Source organism: Hymenobacter sp. DG25B (assembly GCF_000801315.1).
In the GTDB taxonomy this organism is placed as follows: Bacteria; Bacteroidota; Bacteroidia; order Cytophagales; family Hymenobacteraceae; genus Hymenobacter.
Genome location: NZ_CP010054.1, coordinates 2,749,834 through 2,772,366 on the forward strand (window position 1 = coordinate 2,749,834; position 22,533 = coordinate 2,772,366).

The following is a 22,533-nucleotide window of genomic DNA, read 5'->3' on the forward strand; positions in this document are numbered from 1 at the left end:
CTCCTTCCCTCGCACTTCCTCCTGATGCTATGAAACCGGCCAGCGCTCCTACGGCTTCGTTCCCGCCCCCTTCCACCGATTTGCAGCTGGGGCTGACATTGGCGGAGGCGCAACGGCGGCGGCAGCTGCATGGCCCCAACATTCTGTCCGGTAGCAGCCAGGAGCCCATCTGGCTGCTGGTGTGGCGGCAGTTCCGGAGCCTTACCGTGCTGGTGCTCATTGCGGCAGCCATTTTTTCCTGGGTGATGGGCGATACCGCCGAGAGCATAGCTATTGCCGCGGTGGTGCTCATCAATTCGGTTATCGGACTGTGGCTGGAGTGGCAGGCCCGGGTATCCATGGCGGCTTTGCACCAGCTGGATGTGCCCAAAGCCCGCGTAGTGCGCAACGGGCAGCACCAAACCATTCCCGCCCCGGAGCTGACCATTGGCGATGTGCTGCTGGTGGAAGCCGGCGACGTGCTGCCGGCCGATGCCGAAGTACACGAAGCCCGGCAGCTCAACGTAAACGAATCCGCCCTTACGGGAGAGTCCTTGCCGGTGGCCAAGCTGCCCGGCGCATTGGGCACCCCCGGGCAGCTGGCTGATGCGCCAACCTGCCACCTCTACAAGGGTACGGCTGTGGTAAACGGCAATGGCCGCGCTATTGTAACGGGCATTGGCATGAATACCGAGCTGGGCCGCATTGCGCAAATGGTGCAAACCGCCGGGCACACCGCCACGCCGCTCGAAATCAAGATAAACCAGCTGGCCCGGCAGCTCATTCTGCTCACGCTGGGCCTGGCGCTGCTGTACCTGCTGATTGGGCTGCTGCAGGGCCGGGATGCCGTAATGATGGTGAAAATGGCCATTATTCTGGCTATTGCGGCCATTCCGGAAGGGCTTTCCATTGTGGCTACCCTGGCCCTGGCGCATGGTATGCTGCGCCTGGCCCGGCAGCACGTTATCGTCAAAAAGCTGTCGGCGGTGGAAACGCTGGGCAGCACCAGCGTCATCTTTACCGATAAAACCGGCACGCTCACCCAAAATCAGATAGCCGTAAATACCATCTGGCTACCCAGTGGCCGCGCCGAGGTGCACCTCTCCGAAACGCCCCCCTTAACGGTGGCAACCGGCGACGACGCGGTGCTGGCCTCGCCCCAGTTCAAGCAGCTGCTGCGCGTGGCCGTTTCCTGTAACAACGCCCCCTACCAGCCCGGACAGCGGCCCAACCCGGCCCTGGGCGACCCGTTGGAAATTGCCCTGAATGAGCTGGCCTTCGCCTCGCCGCTGCCCGAGCAAAGTGCCTGTCCCCGCCTGGATGAAAAGGCTTTCAACTCGGAAACCCGCCTGATGGCCACCCTGCATCAGGAACCGGACGGCCAGTATTTTGTGGCCGTGAAAGGCGCCGCTGAAGATGTGCTGCTCCACTGCCACTACCGCTGGGATGCCGCCGGACTACAGCCGCTATCGGAAATTGAAAAGAAGGAATGGATTGCCCGCGCGGAGCAGCTGGCCCAAACCGGTCTGCGCACGCTGGGCTTTGCCAGTGCCCTGGCCGGCACCCACCCCGGCACCGATTTTGTGCACCACCTGGCTTGGGTAGGCCTGATTGGCTTTCTGGATCCGCCGCGGCTGGAGGTGCTGCCGGCCCTGCAGGCCTGCCGGCAGGCGGGCATTCGGGTAATTATGGTAACCGGCGACCACCCGGCCACGGCCCGCACGGTGGCGGCTAAAGTAGGCCTGGTATCCAGCGCAGAAACCCTGGTAGTAAGCGGCCCGGCCCTGAAACCCCTTGACCAACTGACCACGGCCGAAAAAGAGGAGCTGTACGCCTGCACCGTTTTTGCCCGCGTGAGCCCGGCCCAAAAGCTGGATTTGATTTCGCTCTACCAGCAGCGCGGCGATATTGTGGGCATGACCGGCGACGGGGTGAATGACGCGCCGGCGCTGCGCAAAGCGGATATTGGCATTGCCATGGGGCTGCGGGGCACGCAGGTAGCCGGGGAGGCTGCGGATATGGTGCTGCAGGATGATGCCTTTGCCTCCATAGTGGCGGCCATTGGGCAGGGGCGCGTCATTTTCGCCAATATCCGTACCTTCATTCTCTACCTTACTTCCTGCAACCTGAGCGAAATTCTGCTGGTGACGGGCGTGGGCCTGCTGCATAACTCGGTGCCTCTGCTGCCCCTGCAAATTCTGTTTCTGAACATGGTGACGGATGTATTCCCGGCCCTGGCGCTGGCCGTGGGCACGGGCCACCCGCACCTGATGAAACAGCCGCCGCGCCCCACGCAATTGCCCCTGCTCACCGGCACAGATTGGAAAACCGGCCTGCTGTATGCCTCAGCCCTGGTGCTGGGCCCGGTGGCTATTTATTACTACAGCTGGGAGGTGCTCCGGCTTTCTCCGGCGGTGTGCAACAATATTATTTTTTATGGCATGGCCCTGGGCCAGCTGCTGCACGTGTTCAACTTTTCTACCGACCCCCGCAGCTTTTTTCGGTCTGAAATTACCCGTAACCCCTACATCTGGCTGGCACTGGGCATTTGCTTGGCGCTGTTTGTGGCCTCGTATTACGTGCCCTCGTTGCGGCGGCTGCTGGGCGTTCAGCCCTTCACTTCCCTCATGGCGGGCCTGATAGTAGCCGCCGGCCTTATTCCCGTACTGCTGGTGCGGTTAGGGTATGGCCTGCTGGCCCTGATTCCTTCCTCTACCCCAGAAAAATCGGCTTCCTCCTGATGCGGTATCTGTTTTTTTGCTTGTTGGGTTTGCTGCTGGCCGATATGCGCCAGTGTTCCTCGCCCCCGGGCGCCAACGGGCAATCTGCCGCCGCTTCAGAAGCCAATACCATAGCCGCAGCAAAGCCACCAGAGCCTATTGGACCCTACATACAGGCTCTGCTGGATACCACGGCCGCCGGCAGTACCCCGGCCGCCGATGCCCGTCTGCAACTGCTGGCCGGACCGGCCGTGCGCCGCTTTTACGCCGAGGCCCAACCCGCCTGGACGCTGCCCGCCGACAGCCTGGCGCCGCCGGCCCGCACTGCCCTGCAGCTCCTGGCCCACGCCGATGACTTTGGCCTGCTGCGCACCGACTACCACTGGCCCCGCCTGCAGGCCCTGCGCGATTCGCTGGCCCGCCGCAGCACTGCCCGCCAGCAGGCCCGCCTGGAGGTTTACCTGACCGATGCCCTGCTGCACCTCATGCGCGACCTGCACCGCGGCAAGCTGCACCCCTACACGCTTTCGGCCCGGGAAATTGCGGCTAAAAAACCGCTGCCGGTAGAGGTGCTATTGCGCCAGGGCGTGCAGGCGCAGCAGGTGCGGGAAACGGTGGAGGCCTGCCAGCCCCGCAACCGGGAATACCGGCAGCTGCAGCGGGCCCTGCAGGCCTGGCTCCGGCGCCCGGTTGCCTCTAACCCTGACTCGGCGGCCGTGCACCAAAGCCGGTTTCGGCAGGTGGCCATTAATCTGGAGCGGTGGCGCTGGGGCACCTTCCCCGACTCCGAATATGTGCTTATTAATCTGCCGGCGTATGAGCTGTATCTGGTGAAGCAGGACAGCCTACAGCGGCGCCATCATGTTATTGTGGGTAAGCCCATTACACCCTCCCCCACGCTCAGCAGCCGCATCACGCACTTCACTCTGGCCCCCGACTGGCACGTACCCAACTCCATTGCCACCAAAGAGCTGTTACCCATGCTGCGCCGCAACCCGGCCGCCTTCGTCAACAATAATTACAGCATTTATAACCGCCAGGGCACGCCCGTAAACCCGTATCAGGTAAACTGGTACCGGGTATCGGCCCAGAATTTTCCGTATACCATCCGGCAGTCATCGGGCTGCGATAATGCATTGGGTAACATTGTGTTCCGCTTTCCCAGTCCTTATTCCGTTTACCTGCACGATACGCCCATGCGCGGGGCATTTGCCCTGCCGGTGCGGGCGCTCAGCCATGGCTGCATCCGGCTGGCGCAGCCCATGCAGCTGGCCGCCTACCTGCTGCGCCGCGACGGCAAGCAGCTGCGCCTGCCCTCCGAAAGTGAGTGTGCCCGCCAAACCCAACCCAAAGACATCTGGCTTCGGCGCCCCCTGCCCATTCACATACGCTACCTGACATGCGCCGCCGAACAGGGCCAGCTCCGCTTTTACCCCGATATCTACCGCCGCGACGCCAGCATACGGAAAGCATTTTTTGGGCAGTCAAGTTCGCTTTACTCTTTTGAACGCCGGACCACAAAAAAGCCCCGGCCATGGCCGGGGCTTTGTCTAAACAAGCACACATTACCCATGTACTTACCACGGGCACTCCCTAAAAATGGGTAGTAGAGTAGTGCTCGTCAATGGCCGAATCCATGGCTTCCTTGAAATAAGCCAGGAGCTTACTGCGCTCGGCATCAGGCATGTTCTGAAGCACGTGCTCAAAGGTGGTGCGGTACACGTGGGCCATGAAATTTGCGCCGTAGGTGGCGAAAAAGTCGTCGTGAATTTTGTTGAAGGAAATTTTCTCCGCTGATGAGATGGATAGCGAGAGGGCCAGCCATTCCTTGGCATTATTTGCCAGGCTGAATTGTAAGTCTTTGTCCATAGAGGTTACTGGTAGGCCGCAAGGCTAAAGGTTAATGGGCTATGCTTAGCGGGCCCGGCGAAAGGGCCGGAAAGTAGGCACCTCAAAAAGGGGAATAAGAGGCCCCTGGCCACCGTGGGCGGCAAAAAACTGCTGAATGGCAGCTTCCAGGGCGGGGCGGTCGTTCAGTGGCATCTTGGCAAATACATCCTGCTGGTCGAGCGGGGCCGTGAGGCTGCTTAGGCGGCAGCTGTCGATGCCCAGCGGATGCTCAATAAACAGCGGGGTGCCGTCCTGAGCCAGGTGGTCGTGCTGGTAGCACCAGGCCTGATTAAAACCAGGGCGGCTGGCACTGCGGCCTTGGTCGATGGGCATAAAGCCAAGGCTTTGCAGATAGGTATCGGTCATGGGAACGGGGAAAAGAAATCAGAGGGAAGGCATTAACTCAGCAGACCAGTTTACCTGCCGGAGCAGGATGCGGAATTCGGCCTCAGAAGCCACGCGGCCCTGGAAGCTATACAGCATCTGGCCATTCACCACTTCTAAAAGCGTGAGCTCGGCATCATCATACAGTACAATGGTTTCCTGCCCGCAGGCACTGGCACGACTGTAGCGCGCCTGGCGGGGCGGAGCGCTGTAGGGGGCAAAGCCAAACGCCTGCAGTAGCTCGGCAGATGGCTGATAGTAGGAAGGCATAAGGAAAAGCCCGTGAATGGGGCGCAGAGCCAGTGGGCCGTGCGGTACGCTAAGCGGCGCAGCGCAGTAGCGCTGCAAAAGAAGTTATGCAGCCCTGCTATGGCCGGTACTTCAGGTAAGGGTAACCGGGCTGGTTAAGTTCATTCCGGGCCCGGCCGAAAGAAGCGGATGCGCTACTTTTCAGTCTGTTAACATACCAGCTTAAGAAATGCTTTTTACCCGGCTACCATGGTTGCTGAAAGCAATTAGCTCAAATATACCAAACTCTATCTGCCGGGAGGGAAACGGCTACGGAATGGCCCACAGAAAGGCTGCGGTTGCCGGTTTTAACCGTAATACTGCTGCCCAGCAGGCTTATTTTAATTTCGGAATAGCTGCCAAAGTATTTTACTGCCGTTACGAGGCCCGCTACTCCGCTCCCGGTATCAGCGGCCAGCTGTATATCCTCGGGGCGCACCAGCAGCTGCTTGCCTTTCCGGGGTTTGGCGCCGGTTTGTTGGGCGAAGGCCTTTAGTAGCGGCCCCGTCAGCAGGTTATAGTCGCCGAAAAGAGCGGCGGCATACGCGGAAACCGGCTGCTGGTAAATCTGAGCCGGCGTGCCCCGCTGAATCAGTTGCCCGGCCTGCATCACCAGAATTTCATCGGCCCAGGAAAGGGTATCCAGCGGGTCGTGGGAAATTAAGGTGCAGGTGATGCCCAACTCTTCGCTGATATCCCGAATAACCGATTTCAGGATTTGCTTGTGTCCCATGTCCAGGTTGGAAAAGGGCTCATCCAGCAGGAGTAATTTGGGCGAAGTGAGCAGCAGCCGGGCCAGGGCAATGCGCTGCCGCTCGCCGCCGGAAAGCTGGTTGGTTTGCCGCTGTGCCAGGTGCCGGATGCGGCAAATAGCATAGAGCCGGTCCAGCTCAGCCGCCGAGAGCTTATTGGCGTAGCGCAGCACCTGCTCTACCCGCAGAAACTTGGGCAGCTCAAACTGCTGCGACAAATACGCTACGCCCGGCGTACCCGGCACCAGCTTTTCTGTGGGTCCTTTTACCCGCGTTTCCTCAAAATACACCTCACCGGCCGTGGGTTGCACCAGTCCGGCAATGGTTTGCAGCAGCGTGCTTTTGCCCGAGCCGGTTTCGCCGGCAATGGCTATTTTCTGGAATTGCTGCTGCGTGAAGCTGATGTTTTGCAACACCGCATTTTCCCGCTCCTGCAAACTGATTCCCGAAACTTCTAAAAAATGCATAGGTGCAGGTGGAGTGGCCGGTAATGGCCCGGGCCACGGGTAAAGATACGCGCCTTACTCCGCCCTTACGCCTGCCGGGCCATACACCAGCACATAGGCCGGTGGAATATTCAGCAGCACATGGACATTGCTGAGCAACTGAAAGAAGCGCCCAAACAGCTTTTTGTTGCGCAATGAATACTGGAACAGAATGAGCCGGCCAGCGGGCTGCAACGCTTGCCTGGTATTCTCTAGAATACGCCAGCCCAGGCGCCGGGGCAAGGAGGTGAAGGGCAGGCCGCACACCACAAAGTCGGCGGGTGGCAGGTTTCGCTGCCGCAGATATTCGGTGGTTTTATCGGCTGAGCCGTGGATGATGTGCACGTGGGCGTGGCCCGCGTAGCGTTTCTGGAGAAGCTGGCAGAACCGGCGGTTTACTTCTATCAGCACAATGGCCGTATCGGGCTGGCGGCGCTGCATCAGCACATCAGTAAAAACACCCGTGCCGGGTCCGTATTCCACAATACACTGGGCACGGGTAAAATCTATCGGCTCCATTACCTGCTCCGTCAGCTCGCGGGAGCTGGGCACCATAGAACCCACGGTGGCCGGGTTGCGGAAGAACTCTTCCAGAAATGAGGGCATGAAATAGCGGTGGAAGGGAAACGAATAACTCAGGATAACTTAAATCTGATTCGGCTGACTACAGCCGCTTGCCGCTTCTGGTAACGGCTACGGTTGAGTTGCCTGCCTTAAAAGGCGTTGCCTCTAAACTGGTCCAGATACGGCGCCGTCCGGCTTTGTTTTGCCTTCGCCACCTTATCGGGCGTGCCGGCCACTACTACCTGCCCGCCTTCGTCGCCGGCGCCGGGTCCCATATCCAGCACCCAGTCGCTGCCGGCCACCACGCGCATGTCGTGCTCTACTACGATGACGGTATTGCCGGCGTCTACCAGCCCATTTAGCTGGGTGAGCAGCTTCTCCACATCGGAGGGGTGCAGGCCAGTGGTGGGCTCATCGAGGACGTAGAGCGAGTTGCCGCGCTGGGCCTTTTGCAGCTCCGTGGCCAGCTTAATGCGCTGGGCCTCGCCGCCGGAAAGCTCGGTGGCGGGCTGGCCCAGGCGCAGGTAGCCCAGGCCCACTTCGCGCAGCACCGTAAGGGCGCGGTGCACGGCAGGCTCTTCCCGGAAAAATTCCCAGGCGGCATCCACCGTGAGGCCCAGCACCTCGGCAATGTTCTTATCCTGATAGGTTATTTCGAGGGTTTTGGCGTTGTAGCGGGCGCCATGGCACACGGGGCAGGGCGCGTACACGCTGGGCAGAAACAGCAGCTCCACCATTACGAAGCCTTCACCCTGGCAATTCTCGCAGCGGCCTTTAGCTACGTTAAAAGAAAAGCGGCCGGCATCGTAGCGGCGCTTTTTGGCCGCGGGCGTGGCCGCAAACAGCCGCCGCACGTGGTCGAAGAGGCCGGTATAAGTAGCCATATTGGAGCGCGGCGTGCGCCCGATGGGCTTCTGGTCTACGCGCACCAGGCGCTTAATGTGCTCCATGCCCCCGGCAATCTGCCCGCCGGTTGCAATGGGCGCGGCCCGTTCCAGCGGGTCGCCTTCCTCCTCTTCCGTGGGCAGTTGATGCCCGAGGTGCTCGGCCACCAGCTCTACCAGCACCTGGCTAACCAGGCTGGACTTGCCGGAGCCCGACACGCCCGTGACGGTGGTGAACACGCCCAGCGGAAATTCCACATTCAGGTCCTGCAGGTTGTTGCGCGTTACGCCCTGCAGGCGGAGCCAGCCGTTAGGCTGGCGCGCCGGGTTCTCCGGCCGGGTTTCTTCATTAAATAAATAACGGCGCGTCTGCGAGGCACCTACGGCCGCCAGCCCAGCGGGCGGGCCGCTGTAAAGGATTTCTCCGCCCAGCTCGCCGGCGGCGGGGCCTACATCCACCAGCCAATCGGCCTGCCGAACTACGTCCAGGTTATGCTCTACCACGAACAGGGAATTGCCGGCCTTTTTCAAGCCGGCCAGCGCCTTCAGCAGGGCGGCGGTATCGGAAGGATGCAGACCCGCAGAGGGCTCATCGAGCACATATACTACTCCAAACAGGTTGGAATACAGCTGCGTAGCCAGCCGCAGCCGCTGCAGCTCCCCCGGCGACAACGTAGGCGTGCTGCGCTCCAGGGAAAGATACCCCAACCCCAGATCCAGCAGCACAGACAGGCGGGCGCACAGATCCTCAGCAATGCGTTGCGCCACAATCACCTGCTCCGGGTGCTCCGCGTTGTGCTTTTTGCTGCCGGTGTTAGAGCCATCGGCATAAGGCTTGAGCAGGGCAGCCATCCGCTTCAGCGGCAGCCCCGACATATCCGCAATATCCAGCCCGGCAAACGTAACGGCCAACGACTCCGGCCGCAGGCGCTTGCCGTGGCAGGTGGGGCACGCGGTGCTCAGCATGTACTGCAGGGCCCGCTTTTTCATGAGAGGGCTTTGCGTGGTGGCAAAGGTGTGCAGCACGTGCCGCCGTACGCCCGTGAAGGTACCCATGTAGTTTGGCTGCTCCCGGCGCTTAAGGGCGCGCTGGGTTTCGGCGGGCGTGTAGCCGGGGTACACGGGCACCACGGGCTGCTCTTCGGTGAACAGAATCCAGTCGCGCTGCGCCTGGGGTAGTTCCTGCCAGGGGCGGTCGATGTCGTAGCCGAGCGTTACCAGGATGTCGCGCTGGTTCTGGCCGCCCCAGGCCTGGGGCCAGGCCGCAATGGCCCGCTCCCGGATGGTGAGCGTGGGGTTGGGCACCATGGTTTCTTCCGTTACCTCATAGATGCGGCCCAGACCGTGGCAGGTGGGGCAGGCACCTTCCGGGGTGTTGGGCGAAAACCCTTCGGCATATACAATGCTCTGGCCCGCCGGGTAGTTGCCGGCCCGCGAGTACAGCATGCGTACTAGGTTGGAAAGCGTAGTAACCGAGCCTACCGAGGAACGCGTGGTGGGGGTGCCGCGCTGCTGCTGCAGGGCCACGGCCGGCGGCAGGCCGTCAATGGATTCCACTTCCGGCACGGCCATCTGGTGAAACAGCCGCCGCGCATACGGCGACACCGACTCCAGATAGCGCCGCTGCGCCTCGGCGTAAAGCGTACCAAAGGCCAGCGAGGATTTGCCGGAGCCCGACACGCCCGTAAACACCACCAGCGCATCGCGCGGAATGTCTACATCAATGTTGCGGAGGTTGTGCTCCCGGGCCCCGCGCACGCGCACAAAGCCAGAGAAAGGGTGGTCCGGAAGGTCAGCAGCAGAAGTCGCCATGAAAAGCAGAAGTTCAGGTTGGATGCACCAGCATACGTAACTGCATTCCGCGCTGCCTATTCTGCTTCAAAAAATTAGCCGCATGGCCCGTAAAAACCGTCTGTTTCTGCGCCTTGTTTTTCTTATCCCACTAATCCGCTATGCGTTCCTGCGCCTGCTTTTTCTGCTGATGCAGGGCACGCTCGATGCGCTGATCAGGCACCAGCCAGATGAAGGCTACCAGCACGTAAAAGAAACCTCCGGCCCACGCATTCCAGAAGCTGGCGCCAATGCCAAGGCAATAGAGTATTGCCGTAGCCTTGCCTTTCAGGTCGCGCCCAATGGCATAAGCCAGCACGGAATTAGGCCCTTCTGATTTTATAATGCTGTTCTGCAGGATAAAGTAGGCAATGGCCGACATCAGGAGCACAAAGCCGTAGGCGGCCATGGGCACTTGGGCAAAATGATTTTCTCCCACCCAGCCGGTGGAAAACGGAATAAGGGAAAGCCAGAACAGCAGGTGCAGATTGGCCCACAACGTGCGGCCACTGATTTTGCTGGTTCCCGTGAGCATCATGTGATGATTATTCCAGTAGATGCCCACGTAGATAAAGCTCAGCACATAGCTCAGAAAAACCGGGAGCATTGGCCGCAGTGCGGCAAAGTCCTGCCCATGCGGCACCTTAATTTCCAGCACCATAATGGTGATGATAATGGCCAGTACTCCGTCGCTGAAAGCCTCGAGGCGTCCTTTATGCATATGCGGCCCGCTTTAGCAGGGAATAAAAAAAGTGATAATAAACCCTTGCCATTTCACAAGTAAGCGCGCATTCTCATTCTTTTCTTCAATATCCCTGAGCCGAAGACAGTGAGAATGGCCTAAGGTTACCTAATTTTGAAGGATAACGGCGTTTCTGCTTTCAGTTAGTATGAGGTTTTTGCTGACGCTGATTCTGGCACTTTGCTGCGTAAAGCTGCACGCGCAGGATCCGGCGGCCCTGCGCGAATACGTGAGCCCCTATGCGGGGTACCGGCTGGCCTATCCGGCGGGCTGGCAGGTGCGCTCCAGCGAAGACCTGCTGACCGTGGATTTCGTGACACCCGGCATCCGGCCCACTGCCCCGGTGCAGGTAGAGCTGCGCATTCGGCCGGTTCCGGAGCAGCAAAAGGACTACAACCTGCTCACTCACGGCCAGCTGGACTCCCTTTGGCTGATAATCCGGAGCTATCCGCAGGTGCGGCTTTTTGAATTGTACCAGCGGGATGCCGGCAGCTTTCAGGAGATTCGCTACGATTATTCCTACAAGGTTTCCCTCACGGATACGGTGCGCACCCGCGTCATCGGGCGGCGGGTATGGCGGGTTGGGTATGAGTTTCGGCTGGAATACCGGGCCCTGGCCAGCTATACCCGCCGGTACTACGCCGTAGGAAAGCAGCTCCTCAATTCCTTTGAACTGCTGCCCACCGGGCTGCCCAGCCGGCGCTACGCCGAGCAGCTCTGCGACGACAAAATGTATGGCATTGCGGCCCTGCGCGTGCAGGACGGGCTGTGGGAAGATGACTGCCGCACCATTCACGAGTTTTCCGTGCAGGACCCTTCCGAGCTGGCGAAAGTGCATCGGCAGGTGTTGCCGTTTCAGTCCTACGCCCTGGCCAAAGGCTTTGATAACTGCCTGTATTCCGTAACGAAGGCGCCCACCAATGCGCCCGAGTATGTATACCGCTACGACCCGGCGGCGGAGCTGGGCCACTACACCGCCTGGCAGCTCCCGGCCCAGGGCCCCGAAAACATCTGGATTTCCGCCGCCACCAATGAGCGGGGCGACCTGCTGTTCATCACCTCCGACGCCAGTAAGCTGGTGAAAGTAAGCCCCACAGATGATACGGTAACCATAGTATGGGAAAAGGACCCCGTGCGCCAAGCGGCTTACTATCCAGCCATTGCATTTGCGGGCGCGGGCACGCACGCCAATTTTTGTATTGATGACACCCAGACCCTCTATCAGGTATACAGCACCGATGGCGCCCTGCTGAAAGTGAATCTGGCTACCAAACAGCCCGCGCCCGACCTACAGCCCCTGGATGGGCTTCCGGAGCAAGGCGGCTACAGCGACGTACTGCTGCAGTACGATGTGGACGGCAACCGGGTGTTCTATCTGGCCGGCCCCAAAGCCCTGTACCAGGCCGACCAAAGCAACCACCAGACCACCCGTGTGCGCCGGGGAGTGTATACCGATCTGGCCGGTTGCAATCTGTTCCGGACCACGGTGCAGCCGGCGCCTGCTACCGCCATTCCCGTCACCACCTGGCGGGGCCGCGTGCTCGATGCCGTCACGTATCAGCCCCTGCCCCAGGCCCGGCTGCAGCTGCTGCAGGATAGTACTACCCTGCCGGTTCCGCTTACCCCGGAGGCTGCTTTTCTGGTTTCGGCCCGCCCCGGCAAAGCGTACAAAGTTCAGGCCCAGCTGGCGGGTTATCTGGTGGCGGATTCCACTTACACGCCGCGCTCTGGCCCTTTTGGGCAGGATATCCTGCTGCAACCCATGGCAGTAGGCACCACGCTGCGGCTGGATAAAGTGAAGTTTCAGCAGGGCCAGGCCGTACTGCTGCCCGCCTCCTACCCCGATCTGGAATACCTGCTTTCGCTGCTCCTCAAATACCCCCAGCTGACCATTGAGCTGCGCGGGCACACCGATAATGTAGGCGACCCGCAGAAAAACGTCATCCTAAGCGAGCAGCGGGTAGAAGTAGTGAAGAGCTACCTGGTAGCGCACGGCATTTCCGCCAGGCGCATCACTGGCATCGGCCTGGGCGGCGCCGAGCCCCGCGCCAGCAATGAGCAGGAAGCCACCCGCCAGCTCAACCGCCGGGTAGAGTTCCGGGTAACGGGCATGTAGCAGGCGGCTTCTATTGCTGTAGTATGTAAAAGACTACTTCACCTATGGCGAACAGCACAAAGACTCCGGCAAAGAGCGATATGACAATTGCCACGGTATAGCTGCCGATTGCAATAAGACGCCAGAGCAAACACCAGATGCTTCCCTGATAAGGGAACGACTGAGCTACCTGGTTTGCCGTTCGGGCCACCAGCCACAGCATCAGGAGCCCGCAAATTGCCATCAGTCCTACCAGTACTGGTCCTGCCTTAGGCGTATTGGGCCACACTTCGTTCAGTAGCAGGAGGTTCAGAAAGCATCCTATTCCCACCGCTACTACCCACCAGAGCAGAGCGGGCACCAGCCGTACTACAAGCCCCGCAAAATTGAGCAGTCGTTCCATTGCTGCGCTACAAACGAGCCAGCAGTTCCGCGCCATCCGGCGACCAGACCACCATCAGCAGGAAAAACAACCCCAGCAGGATGCTAACCACGCCACCCGCTACGGGCAGCACCCCGGTGAGCAAGCGCCACTGCCGTTCCTGAGCAGAAGCGCCCCGCTCCTGCCACGTGAGCACAAAAGCCAGGAGCAGTATGCCGCCCACGCAGGCCAGCAGCACCAAAAAACTAAAGGCCACTTGCAGCAACATGGCGTTGGGCTTGAAGGGTGAGGTTGACGTGTTGTTCGAAAAAGCGGCCTGCCTGCCAGTCGGCCCAGGTGCGGCTGGGCCAGTGGCGGCGGGCTTCCAGCGCCCGAAACGCCTGGATGCGCCGGGCCAGCAACTGCCGGGCCGTTTCCTGGGCCAGGGGTTGCCATTTACCGTATTCGTCTTCCGTGGTTAGCTGGCGCCCGGCCAGCGTGTGGGCGCGCAGGGCCAGCTCCGGCAGTACCCGGTCGGGCATAGCCAGCAGAAAACCATAGTCTACCTGCCGGAAGCGCGGCTGCAGATTAAAGCGCACCATCCAGACTTCCCAGTTGCCGGCTGCCAGCAGCAACAGCAGGCCGTAGGCGGCCAGGGCATTCAGGCGTACCAGACTGTAGGCTGAGCGCCGCTGCCAGATTTTCAGCAGAACCGTAGCCAGGCCAAACACAGTCAGCAGCAAAAAACCGTACACGCCAACGCGCTTGTAAGCCAGCCCGCTGTACTGGATATAGTAGTAGTTGCGTAGGGCCACCGACACGGCCAGTACCGCATTTTGCAGCACCCAGATGGTAGCTCCCACGCGCAGCACCTGCAGGCCCGGCTGGTAAAAATTTAGGTTACGGCGAAAAAACCATAGTACAATGCCCATGGCTACCAGAATGCTCAGAATCAGCACGTAAGTACCTTCGTGCACAAACTGCGTCAGATCAAACCCCGGCGCGGGGTGAAAGCCAAACCATATCCAGTTGATGTCAATGGCATTGACCACCAACAGCAGCAGATTCACCAGCGCCAGCAGCCCCAGAGCCATCAGGTATTCCTTGCGCAAATCAAGCGGGCGAAACGTGCGGGCCCGGAAATCAGGCTGCCGCACGGCAAACGAGGCCACCCTATTGCGCTGCCGCTGCACAAACTCCCCTAAGCGCGACTCCCGGTCGGATAGATAATGTACCGGGATGATAAAGAGGCAGCCGGTCGAGAGCCCCAGGCCCAGCAGGAAGAACAGCATGTGCGGCACGGAGAGGCGCTCAAACAAAACACTCAGGAAGTCGCCTAAGGCAAGCCAAAAGTCGTGGGTAAGCGTACTGTAGCGCGGGTTGGCTACCGCAAACAGCACGTGGAAGATGGCCAGGGCAAGCAGGGGCAGCAACAGCAGGCGGCCGTAGTACCACCATCGGGTAAGGCTACTCTCCATATTTGCGGGTAGGCGCAGCAGCTGACCCATGCGCTCCACCGCCGGAAAAAGATTGTACAAGCCCGTCAGCAGGGCAAATAAAACCAGTTTCAGATGGGGCTGGTTCAGGTATCCCAGCCAGATGGCCAAGGAAGCCACACATGCCAGCCGGGCGGCGCCGGAGCCATATACCGCCACCATTAGGGCGCTAAACAACGTGCCCAGCAACGACAGCCAGCCATAGCCCGAGCGCCACATGGCAGCCTGCCGGGGCGTGCCCGCCAGCACCGCCACCACCACAAAAACGGTGTACAGTAGTAGGCTCAGGGCGGCACGCTCCTGCCAGAACAGTACATCAAACAGAATGGCCCCTACGGGCAGCAGCAGCTTCTGCAGCAGAGTCAGCGGAAACGGTGGGGCCGCAGCTGTCTGGGGCCGGATAGGAACGGATGATGCCAGCGTATTCATAAAGATGAGAAATGAAGTTTTATTTTTAAAAGAACTTTGAATTACAAAGTATAAAGACAAAAAAAGGTCACGCCTGACCGCGCAACAATTTTTCCAGCGCATCCAGATGCTCCTGAAAGGCCTTTTTTCCTTCTTTGGATACCGTATAAGTGGTGTTGGGCTTCTTCCCGATAAACTGCTTGGACACCTCTACATAGCCGGCCTTTTCCAGCGCCGACACATGACTGGCCAGGTTGCCGTCAGTAAGGTCCAGGGCCTCTTTCAGCTCATTAAAGCTCACAGCATCGTTCGCCAGGAGCACCGCCATAACCCCCAGCCGTACCCGGTTGTCAAAAGCCTTGTTCAGCGTATGAATGACGTGTTTCACAGGGCCGGTTGTGAAGCGCGTTCATAGCGGTTGTACATGAGCAGCCCGTAGCCAATATGCCCCAGGCCAAACCCCACCGCGAATAAGAGAAGCCCCCAGCCCGGCAGTGCCAGAGCCAGCAGGCCCAGGGCCAGTTGCGTTAGTCCCAACAGCCGGATTTCATCCAGCGTGTATTTGCTGGCGTTCAGCAAGGCAAGGCCGTAGAAAACCAGCATCCCCGGCACCACAAAGGAAGCTGCCCCGCGCAGGTACAGGACCAGACAAAACAGCCCTCCTACTACCAGCGGCACGGCCAGACTCAGCAATAAACGCCGGGCCGGCGCATCCCACAGCGGGCGCCCGTCCTGCGCTGCCCGCCGCCGGGTGAAATACCAAGCCACTACCAAGGCCAGCACAATCATGGCCACGGCCAGCCCCAGCAGAAAGGGCAGTGCCTGCTGCCGCTCCGGCTCCGAGGCATCTACCAGCCGCAGAAAGCCTTCCCGCCCATACTGCGCCTGCAGATAGAAATGCCCCACCGCTGCCCCGGCCAGCGCCACCAAGCCCGCCCCTACCCCGGACAAGCCACTAAGGGAGAGAAAACGGGAAGACCGCTCCATAATGGCACGAATCTCTGTGAGCTGGGCAAGTGGATCAGTAGCAGGCTTCATATCGTTCAGAGCACTTTGTAATGCAAAGCAATGTAATATTCTTCACTTTGCAAGCATTTGTGTAGAAAGTGCTTTAAGAATGGCATTACTGGCTGTAAGCAAGCACTTCTGGATGGCGCCTTATCATGAGAGATTCACTAATAGCCGGCTATAAACCTAAATGTGGCTAAACAGGGTTTTCTTCTGAATTTGGTTGACCATGCCGTAGCTTTTTGGTCCTTGCATTTGTGAAAGAGAGCGGGAAATTCTGTGGCATCGACTCCCCCATTCAGGTGGTTCGCTATCAAGGAAGTAAACGGGTAGAACAGTGGTTACCAAAGTATGAACTGCTCTCTTCCCATACCGGGCGCCACACGTTCGTCATCCAGAGCCTACTCCAAGGGATGCCACCTGCCGTCCTCATGAAGTTCACGGGCATAAGGATATAAAAACCTTAATGCGCTATGTAAAAGTAGCTGATGCCGAGAAACGGATTCAAATGGAAAAGATCTAGGGATAGGCCTAACCACTTCGAAGCCCAACTCCAAACCATGTCCTATTGTGTCCGGCTTAGCTGGACCACCTTTTTCACTAAGAGCCCTGACCCAAGCCGCTCGTTTGGCTCTAGTACCCAACTTTAACCGCAATTAAGGGCACCAACAGGCCCGAAACGCTTCCGCAGAGCGCAAAAAATCGAAGGTGCTTTACTCGTTTGTTAGCAATACAGGTCGACTAACGGAAATTCTTGACTGGCCTGCGTAAAGGTTCCGTAACAATGCCGTAGCTTTGCAGCATGCTTCAACCAAAAAACTTGTTGATGAAGCGTGGAACCCTGCTCGGCTGGGAACCGCGAATGGACCGGAAGGTCTTCGCCTCCATCGGTTTTCCCGATTTTGCCTCTGGTATTTCTGTTATTTTTTCTGGGTATTGCCCCGCCGCCGTTTCGGATTCCGAAACGGTTTTTTTATGTCCATTGAGTTCGTCGGCTACCGCCCCGCCGTCCATTCGTACCTCCCATGGACGCCAACATTCTCACCGCCAACCGTGGCGGCTGCCGCCAGCTCCTCAGCCCAGACCGGTAGCCAGTTTCTCCCTTATGGGAAGTGGCAGATAAGATTTTACACTGTTTGTTTTAGCTAGACGACCTCACTTTTCCTCCACTCCGGTATGGCACGTAAAGACCTGCTCGACATTGCATCCCTTCACCGCGAGGAAATCGAGTTCTTGCTCGACCAATCCACGTCCTTTAAAAAATTGTTCACCCGCTCGGTGAAGAAAATCCCCGCCCTCGAGGGCAAGTCCGTGCTCATGCTTTTCTATGAGGCCAGCACCCGAACGCACTCCTCCTTCGAGGTTGCCGCCAAACGCCTCTCGGCGGAGGTGACGAACTTCGACGTCGCCCACTCCTCCATCACCAAGGGCGAGTCGGTGCGCGAGACGATTGAGACGCTCCAGGCCATGCGCACCGACTACATCGTCGTCCGCCATGGCCACCCCGGTCTGCCCGGAATGATAGCCCGCCAAACCACGGCATCGGTCATCAATGCCGGCGACGGGGCGCACGAGCACCCCACGCAGGCTCTGCTGGACGCCTTCACCATCAAGGAAAAATTTCCTGATCCCCGGGGCAAAAAAGTCCTCATCATCGGCGACATCCTTCACTCCCGCGTCGCGCGCTCTACCAGCACCCTGCTGCAAAAGCTGGGCATTGAGGTTGCTTACCTGGGGCCGGGCTCACTGGTGCCCAAGTATGTCCCGGAAAGCATCCGCCGCTTCACCGACTATGAAGCGGCCATGGCCTGGGCGCCCGATGTGGTATACCTGCTCCGCGTGCAGATGGAGCGCCAGGACGTGCAGTTTTTCCCTAGCGTCCGCGAATACCACCGGGTTTACGGCATCACCAACGACCGGCTCGCGGAAATTCGCGACCGGGGCCTATACATCATGCACCCCGGCCCCGTGAACCGGGGGGTTGAGCTGTGCGACGCCGTCATGGACTATGAGCGCAGCCTTATCACCAATCAGGTCGAAAACGGCATCTCCATCCGCATGGCCGTGCTCGACTGGCTCACGCCGGGCGGGGATTTCCCGAAGCAGGAATCGTATGTCGCACGGCAGCGAGCTGCCTCAACGGTGAGTACGCCCTAAACGCCGGACGCGGCGGCTGGTTCCACCCGTGTGTTTTTCATCTCCAACAGCCCGAATATCTCCTCACTCTTTCCCAGTTTACAGCACTCATAAATTCATGCTCCTCCTTCAAAACGCCCGCATCGCCTCCGAAAATTCACCCGTGCTTATCGAGAGTGATGTTCTGATTGTCGAAGGAATAATTCAGGACATCGGCAAAAGCCTGGCCATTCCTGAAGGTAGCCGGGTCATCGACGCGCGAGGTCGGGTGCTTATGCCCGGCATGTTTGATGCCCACGTTCATTTCCGTGCCCCCGGCTTCGAGAACAAGGAAACCATCACCACGGGGAGCGAAGCGGCCATCAACGGCGGCATTACCGGCGTGGTCATGATGCCGAATACCCGCCCGGCCCTCGACTCGGCGACTGCCATAGCCACCGTCCTGGAAAATGCCAAGGACCGGTCCCGCATTCCAGTGTATACTTCCGGCTGCGTTACCAAAAACCGCGAAGGCAAGGAGTTGGCCGAAATCGAGGGCATGCACAGACTCGGCGTGACCATGCTCACCGACGACGGCGACACCACCGCCGACCCGGCGGTGCTGTTGCGGGCCATGCAGTACGCCACCGAGTTTGGGATGTTTTTCGCCAGCCACTGCGAGGTGCCGGAACTGGCCGGGCCGCGTGCCCTGAACGAAGGAGTGATGAGCTACCGGCTCGGTATCAAGGGCTCGCCGGCGTGCGCGGAGGAAATCATCATCGACCGCGACATTCGCCTGGCCCGGGCGGCGGGCGCGCACGTGCACATCCAGCACGTGTCCAGCAAGCTCGGCATGGAAACCATCCGCTGGTGGAAATCCCGAGGCGATGTAAAGGTGACGGCGGAAGTGATGCCGCACCACCTGCTGTTCACCGACGAGCACATCGGGGACTACGACACGAACTACAAGATGAACCCGCCGCTGCGAACGCAGGTCGATTGTGATGCGCTGCTGGAAGGGCTCAAGGAAGGCGTCTTCGACATCATTGCCACGGACCACGCGCCGCACACGCCGTTCGAAAAAGCCCAGGATTTCATTAGCGCGCCCAACGGCATCACCGGCCTGGATACGGCCCTGGTCTCGCTCCACCACTTCTTCGTTGAGCCCGGAAAATTCGGGTGGGACCTGGTGGTGAAGCGCTATTCGGCCGAGCCCCGTCGCTTGATGGGCCTGCCAGTAGCTGCCATCGAAGTCGGCCAGGAAGCCAACTGCGTTTTGTTCGACACCGAAGCCGAAACGACCTTCACGAAGGAATTCATGAAATCCAAATCCCAGAACACCCCCTTCATCAACCAGACGCTGAAAGGCCGGGTAGACCTGGTGATTTTAGGTACGGAAATCCTGCTGGAGCGCTGACAGAACGTGGGTCCCAGCCCGCGACTCCGCCCCAAATCACGTTTTTTCGACCACCCGGGGCTGCCCAGCCCCCTCTACAAGGCCCACCATGAGTACCCTTACCACCTCCGACACCCCCACTAGCACCGCCCCGGGCAAGCCCTTGGTTGGCGTTGTGATGGGCTCCAGCAGCGACTGGACCACCATGCAGCATACCGTGCAGATGCTCACGCACTTTGGCGTGGCGCACGAAGCGCGTGTGGTGTCGGCCCACCGCATGCCCGACGACTTGTTTGCCTACGCTGAACAAGCCGGCCCGCGCGGCTTGCAAGTCATTATCGCCGGCGCGGGTGGCGCCGCCCACCTGCCAGGCATGCTGGCCGCCAAAACCACGCTGCCCGTGCTGGGGGTGCCGGTGGCCAGCCGCCATTTGCAGGGGGTAGACTCCCTGCACAGCATCGTGCAAATGCCTAAAGGGGTGCCCGTTGCCACGTTTGCTATTGGCGACGCCGGAGCGGCCAATGCCGCGCTGTTCGCCGTCAGCCTGCTGGCCTTGCACGATCCGGCCCTGGCGACCAGGCTGCAGGCGTTTCGCGCCGAACAAACCGAAGCTGCTCGCGCCATGACGCTGCCCGTATGAAGGAAGGTATTCAAGTTGCAGCCATGACCCCGGTTTTCCCGGGCAGTGAAGACGCCGCGGGCCAGCTGGCCACCCTGGGGGTGATGGGGGGCGGCCAGCTGGGCCGCATGTTTGTGCATGCCGCTCAGCGCCTGGGTTACTTCACCGCCGTGCTGGATCCGGACGCGCAAAGCCCGGCCGGGCGGGTGAGTCACTACCACATCCAGACCGACTACAACGACCCGGCGGGGCTCTCGCAGCTGGCCCAGCTGTGCCAGGCCATCACCACCGAGTTTGAAAACGTGCCGGCCCAGGCCCTGCACGTGCTGGCCCAGACCCGACCCGTGGCGCCGGGCGCGGCCGTAGTAGGCATTGCTCAAAACCGCATCGAGGAAAAAGCCCACTTCGCGGCCTGCGCTGATCTGTCGGGGGTGAGTTGCGCACCTTATGCGGTGATTGAAACGCTGGCCCAGCTGCAGGCCATCCAGGCCGACCGGGCGGATTTGCTGCCCGGCATCCTGAAAACCGCGCGCATGGGCTACGATGGCAAGGGTCAGGTCCGCGTCAGGACCGCCGTTGAGCTGACAGCCGCCTGGGCGGAGTTAGGCAGCGTCGCCTGCGTGCTGGAAAAGATGCTGCCGCTAACCGCCGAGTGTTCGGTGCTGGTGGCGCGCGGTTGGGACGGGCAGGTCGTCAGTTTCGCCCCCCAGCGCAACGTACACGTCGATGGCATTCTGGCCGTGACCCATGCGTACGAAGGAAATATGCCGCCCGCCCTGGCAACCAGGGCTCGCGAGGCGGCCGTTTCCATCGCGCATCATCTTGGCTATGTCGGGGTGCTGTGCGTCGAGTTTTTTGTGGTGGACGACGGCAGTGCGCACGGCGGCCTGGTGGTCAATGAAATGGCCCCGCGCCCGCACAACAGCGGCCATTACACCTTGGATGCCTGTGACGCCTCGCAGTTTGACCTGCAGGTCCATGCCATGGCGGGTTTGCCCTTGCCGCCGCCGCGCCAGCATTCCCCGGCTATCATGCTCAACCTGCTGGGCGAGGTGTGGTTTGACGCCCGCGGGCAACGACGGGAGCCGGACTGGACCGCCGTTCTGAGCCTGCCGGGAACGCACCTGCACCTGTACGGCAAGCTGCACGCGCGCGCAGGCCGCAAGATGGGTCACCTGACCATCACCGGCCCGAATGTCGCCAGTGTCAAAACCGTGGCACGGCGCGCTGCTGGCCTGCTCGGCTTGCCGGGGCTGGACGACATCTAGAGGCTATTAATCATTTCCAGTCGTGCCGCCCTGGCTCCCTTCTTCACCATGTCGCGCATCATGCGGGGGAAGGGGGCCTGGGCTAAGGCGAACCAACAGAACATGACCCAAACAGTAAAACTCATTCTGGAAGACGGCACCGAACTCGAGGGCCAATCCTTCGGGGCCTTTACCTCCGCGGCCGGCGAGGTCGTGTTCAGCACGGCCATGACCGGCTACCCGGAAAACCTGACGGACCCCTCCTTTGCCGGCCAGATCCTGGTGCTCACCTACCCGCTGGTGGGCAACTACGGCGTGCCTGGCGAGGAGCTCTACGAGTCGATTTCCCGGATTTTCGAGTCGGATAAGGTGCACATTGCCGGCCTGGTAGTCAATTATTATTCCGAAGAACACAGCCACTGGAACGCGGCCAAAAGCCTGGGCGACTGGCTCAAAGAGTATAACATCCCCGGCATCTTTGGTGTGGACACGCGGATGCTCACCAAGAAGCTGCGCGAGAAAGGCGCGATGCTGGGCAAAATCGTAGCGGAGGAAGATGTGCCCTTCCACGACCCGAACCTGGACAACCTGGTGGCCCAGGTGAGCCCGACCCAGGTCACCCGCTACGGCCACGGCCAGCACAAAATCGTGCTGGTGGACTGCGGCACCAAGACCAACATCATTCGCTGCTTTCTCGAGCGCGACGTGGAGCTCATCCGCGTGCCCTGGGACTACGACTTCACCACCCTAGACTACGACGGCCTGTTCCTCAGCAACGGCCCCGGCGACCCGAAAATGTGTGAGGCTACTATCACCCACCTGCAAAAAGCCCTGCAGCAGGACAAGCCCATCTTCGGCATCTGCCTGGGCAGCCAGCTCATGGGCCTGGCCGCGGGCGGCGACACCTTCAAGCTGAAATACGGTCACCGCAGCCACAACCAGCCCGTCAAGCTCACCGGCACGCAGCACTGCTACATCACCAGCCAGAACCACGGCTTCGCCGTCGACCCGGCCACGCTGCCGGCCGAGTGGCGCGTGCTGTTTGAGAACCTGAACGACGGCACCTGCGAAGGCATTAAGCACCAGACCAAGCCGTTCTTCTCCACCCAGTTCCACCCCGAAGCCGCCGGTGGCCCCCAGGACACGGAGTTTCTGTTTGATGACTTTTTGACGGCAGTGGCAGCCTATAAAGCCGCGAAGGTATAGCGACGCCTACTTGCCTCGCCCATTCAAACGAATGCTGCCGGTCCGTCCGGCTTAAAACAACATC

The 22,533-nt window shown here is 60.1% G+C and carries 20 protein-coding genes; 8 read left to right on the plus strand and 12 right to left on the minus strand.

Features of this window, described 5'->3' with window-relative positions:
- The first annotated feature begins 29 nt into the window (after nt 1–29).
- Nucleotides 30–2,720 carry a cation-translocating P-type ATPase gene (locus PK28_RS11805; protein WP_044514096.1) on the plus strand — a complete coding sequence of 897 codons (2,691 nt, stop codon included), beginning with the start codon at nt 30–32 and terminating at the stop codon, nt 2,718–2,720.
- Nucleotides 2,720–4,306 (plus strand): L,D-transpeptidase scaffold domain-containing protein, encoded by a 1,587-nt coding sequence (locus PK28_RS19070; RefSeq protein ID WP_048825943.1) that lies wholly within the window; start codon nt 2,720–2,722, stop codon nt 4,304–4,306. The genes PK28_RS11805 and PK28_RS19070 overlap by 1 nt, the downstream gene beginning before the upstream one ends.
- Here PK28_RS19070 and PK28_RS11815 read toward each other — a convergent pair.
- The 7 genes from PK28_RS11815 to PK28_RS11845 form a co-directional block, all read right to left on the minus strand.
- Complete coding sequence (locus PK28_RS11815; RefSeq protein ID WP_044514098.1) at nt 4,293–4,568, minus strand: hypothetical protein; 276 nt, start codon at nt 4,566–4,568, stop codon at nt 4,293–4,295. The two genes, PK28_RS19070 and PK28_RS11815, sit on opposite strands and share 14 nt — an antisense overlap.
- A gap of 45 nt (nt 4,569–4,613) precedes the next feature.
- Nucleotides 4,614–4,955: a hypothetical protein gene (locus PK28_RS11820; protein ID WP_044514100.1), complete on the minus strand. Its 342-nt coding sequence runs from the start codon at nt 4,953–4,955 to the stop codon at nt 4,614–4,616.
- 18 nt (nt 4,956–4,973) lie between these two features.
- Nucleotides 4,974–5,243 carry a hypothetical protein gene (locus PK28_RS11825; protein ID WP_044514101.1) on the minus strand — a complete coding sequence of 90 codons (270 nt, stop codon included), beginning with the start codon at nt 5,241–5,243 and terminating at the stop codon, nt 4,974–4,976.
- Between the two features lie 250 nt (nt 5,244–5,493).
- On the minus strand, nt 5,494–6,480 hold the full coding sequence (locus tag PK28_RS11830) for an ABC transporter ATP-binding protein (protein ID WP_044514103.1): 987 nt from the start codon (nt 6,478–6,480) through the stop codon (nt 5,494–5,496).
- A gap of 54 nt (nt 6,481–6,534) precedes the next feature.
- Nucleotides 6,535–7,104 carry a class I SAM-dependent methyltransferase gene (locus PK28_RS11835; RefSeq protein ID WP_044514104.1) on the minus strand — a complete coding sequence of 190 codons (570 nt, stop codon included), beginning with the start codon at nt 7,102–7,104 and terminating at the stop codon, nt 6,535–6,537.
- A gap of 107 nt (nt 7,105–7,211) precedes the next feature.
- Entirely contained in the window at nt 7,212–9,758 is a 2,547-nt protein-coding gene (uvrA, locus tag PK28_RS11840) for an excinuclease ABC subunit UvrA (RefSeq protein WP_044514106.1), read from the minus strand.
- A gap of 130 nt (nt 9,759–9,888) precedes the next feature.
- On the minus strand, nt 9,889–10,497 hold the full coding sequence (locus PK28_RS11845; RefSeq protein WP_044514108.1) for a TMEM175 family protein: 609 nt from the start codon (nt 10,495–10,497) through the stop codon (nt 9,889–9,891).
- Between the two features lie 169 nt (nt 10,498–10,666).
- Here PK28_RS11845 and PK28_RS19565 point away from each other — a divergent pair, with 169 nt between their 5' ends.
- Nucleotides 10,667–12,634, plus strand: coding sequence for an OmpA family protein (locus PK28_RS19565; protein ID WP_082017078.1), 1,968 nt, complete (start codon nt 10,667–10,669; stop codon nt 12,632–12,634).
- A gap of 10 nt (nt 12,635–12,644) precedes the next feature.
- Here the strand turns inward: PK28_RS19565 and PK28_RS11855 are convergent, their stop codons facing one another.
- The 5 genes from PK28_RS11855 to PK28_RS11875 form a co-directional block, all read right to left on the minus strand.
- Nucleotides 12,645–13,016: a hypothetical protein gene (locus PK28_RS11855; protein ID WP_044514109.1), complete on the minus strand. Its 372-nt coding sequence runs from the start codon at nt 13,014–13,016 to the stop codon at nt 12,645–12,647.
- Nucleotides 13,017–13,023: 7 nt separating this feature from the next.
- Nucleotides 13,024–13,263 carry a hypothetical protein gene (locus PK28_RS11860; RefSeq protein WP_044514111.1) on the minus strand — a complete coding sequence of 80 codons (240 nt, stop codon included), beginning with the start codon at nt 13,261–13,263 and terminating at the stop codon, nt 13,024–13,026.
- The gene (locus PK28_RS11865) at nt 13,241–14,899 is read right to left on the minus strand and encodes a DUF4153 domain-containing protein (RefSeq protein WP_197070408.1); all 1,659 of its coding nucleotides are present in this window, start codon (nt 14,897–14,899) and stop codon (nt 13,241–13,243) included. The genes PK28_RS11860 and PK28_RS11865 overlap by 23 nt, the downstream gene beginning before the upstream one ends.
- Nucleotides 14,900–14,966: 67 nt before the next feature.
- Nucleotides 14,967–15,266, minus strand: a complete 300-nt coding sequence (locus tag PK28_RS11870; protein ID WP_044514114.1) for a winged helix-turn-helix domain-containing protein — start codon at nt 15,264–15,266, stop codon at nt 14,967–14,969.
- Nucleotides 15,263–15,916 carry a hypothetical protein gene (locus PK28_RS11875; RefSeq protein WP_044514116.1) on the minus strand — a complete coding sequence of 218 codons (654 nt, stop codon included), beginning with the start codon at nt 15,914–15,916 and terminating at the stop codon, nt 15,263–15,265. Before PK28_RS11875 ends, PK28_RS11870 begins: the two co-directional genes overlap by 4 nt.
- A 1,146-nt stretch (nt 15,917–17,062) precedes the next feature.
- Here PK28_RS11875 and PK28_RS11885 point away from each other — a divergent pair.
- From PK28_RS11885 to carA, 5 genes are all read left to right on the plus strand, one after another.
- Nucleotides 17,063–18,043, plus strand: coding sequence for an aspartate carbamoyltransferase catalytic subunit (locus PK28_RS11885; RefSeq protein ID WP_044514120.1), 981 nt, complete (start codon nt 17,063–17,065; stop codon nt 18,041–18,043).
- A 97-nt stretch (nt 18,044–18,140) separates the two neighbouring features.
- Nucleotides 18,141–19,418 carry a dihydroorotase gene (locus PK28_RS11890; RefSeq protein ID WP_044514122.1) on the plus strand — a complete coding sequence of 426 codons (1,278 nt, stop codon included), beginning with the start codon at nt 18,141–18,143 and terminating at the stop codon, nt 19,416–19,418.
- Nucleotides 19,419–19,506: 88 nt separating this feature from the next.
- Entirely contained in the window at nt 19,507–20,037 is a 531-nt protein-coding gene (gene purE, locus PK28_RS11895) for a 5-(carboxyamino)imidazole ribonucleotide mutase (RefSeq protein WP_044514124.1), read from the plus strand.
- Nucleotides 20,034–21,284, plus strand: a complete 1,251-nt coding sequence (locus tag PK28_RS11900; RefSeq protein WP_082017080.1) for a 5-(carboxyamino)imidazole ribonucleotide synthase — start codon at nt 20,034–20,036, stop codon at nt 21,282–21,284. The genes purE and PK28_RS11900 overlap by 4 nt, the downstream gene beginning before the upstream one ends.
- A 102-nt stretch (nt 21,285–21,386) precedes the next feature.
- Complete coding sequence (carA, locus tag PK28_RS11905; protein ID WP_044514127.1) at nt 21,387–22,469, plus strand: glutamine-hydrolyzing carbamoyl-phosphate synthase small subunit; 1,083 nt, start codon at nt 21,387–21,389, stop codon at nt 22,467–22,469.
- Nucleotides 22,470–22,533 lie beyond the last annotated feature (64 nt).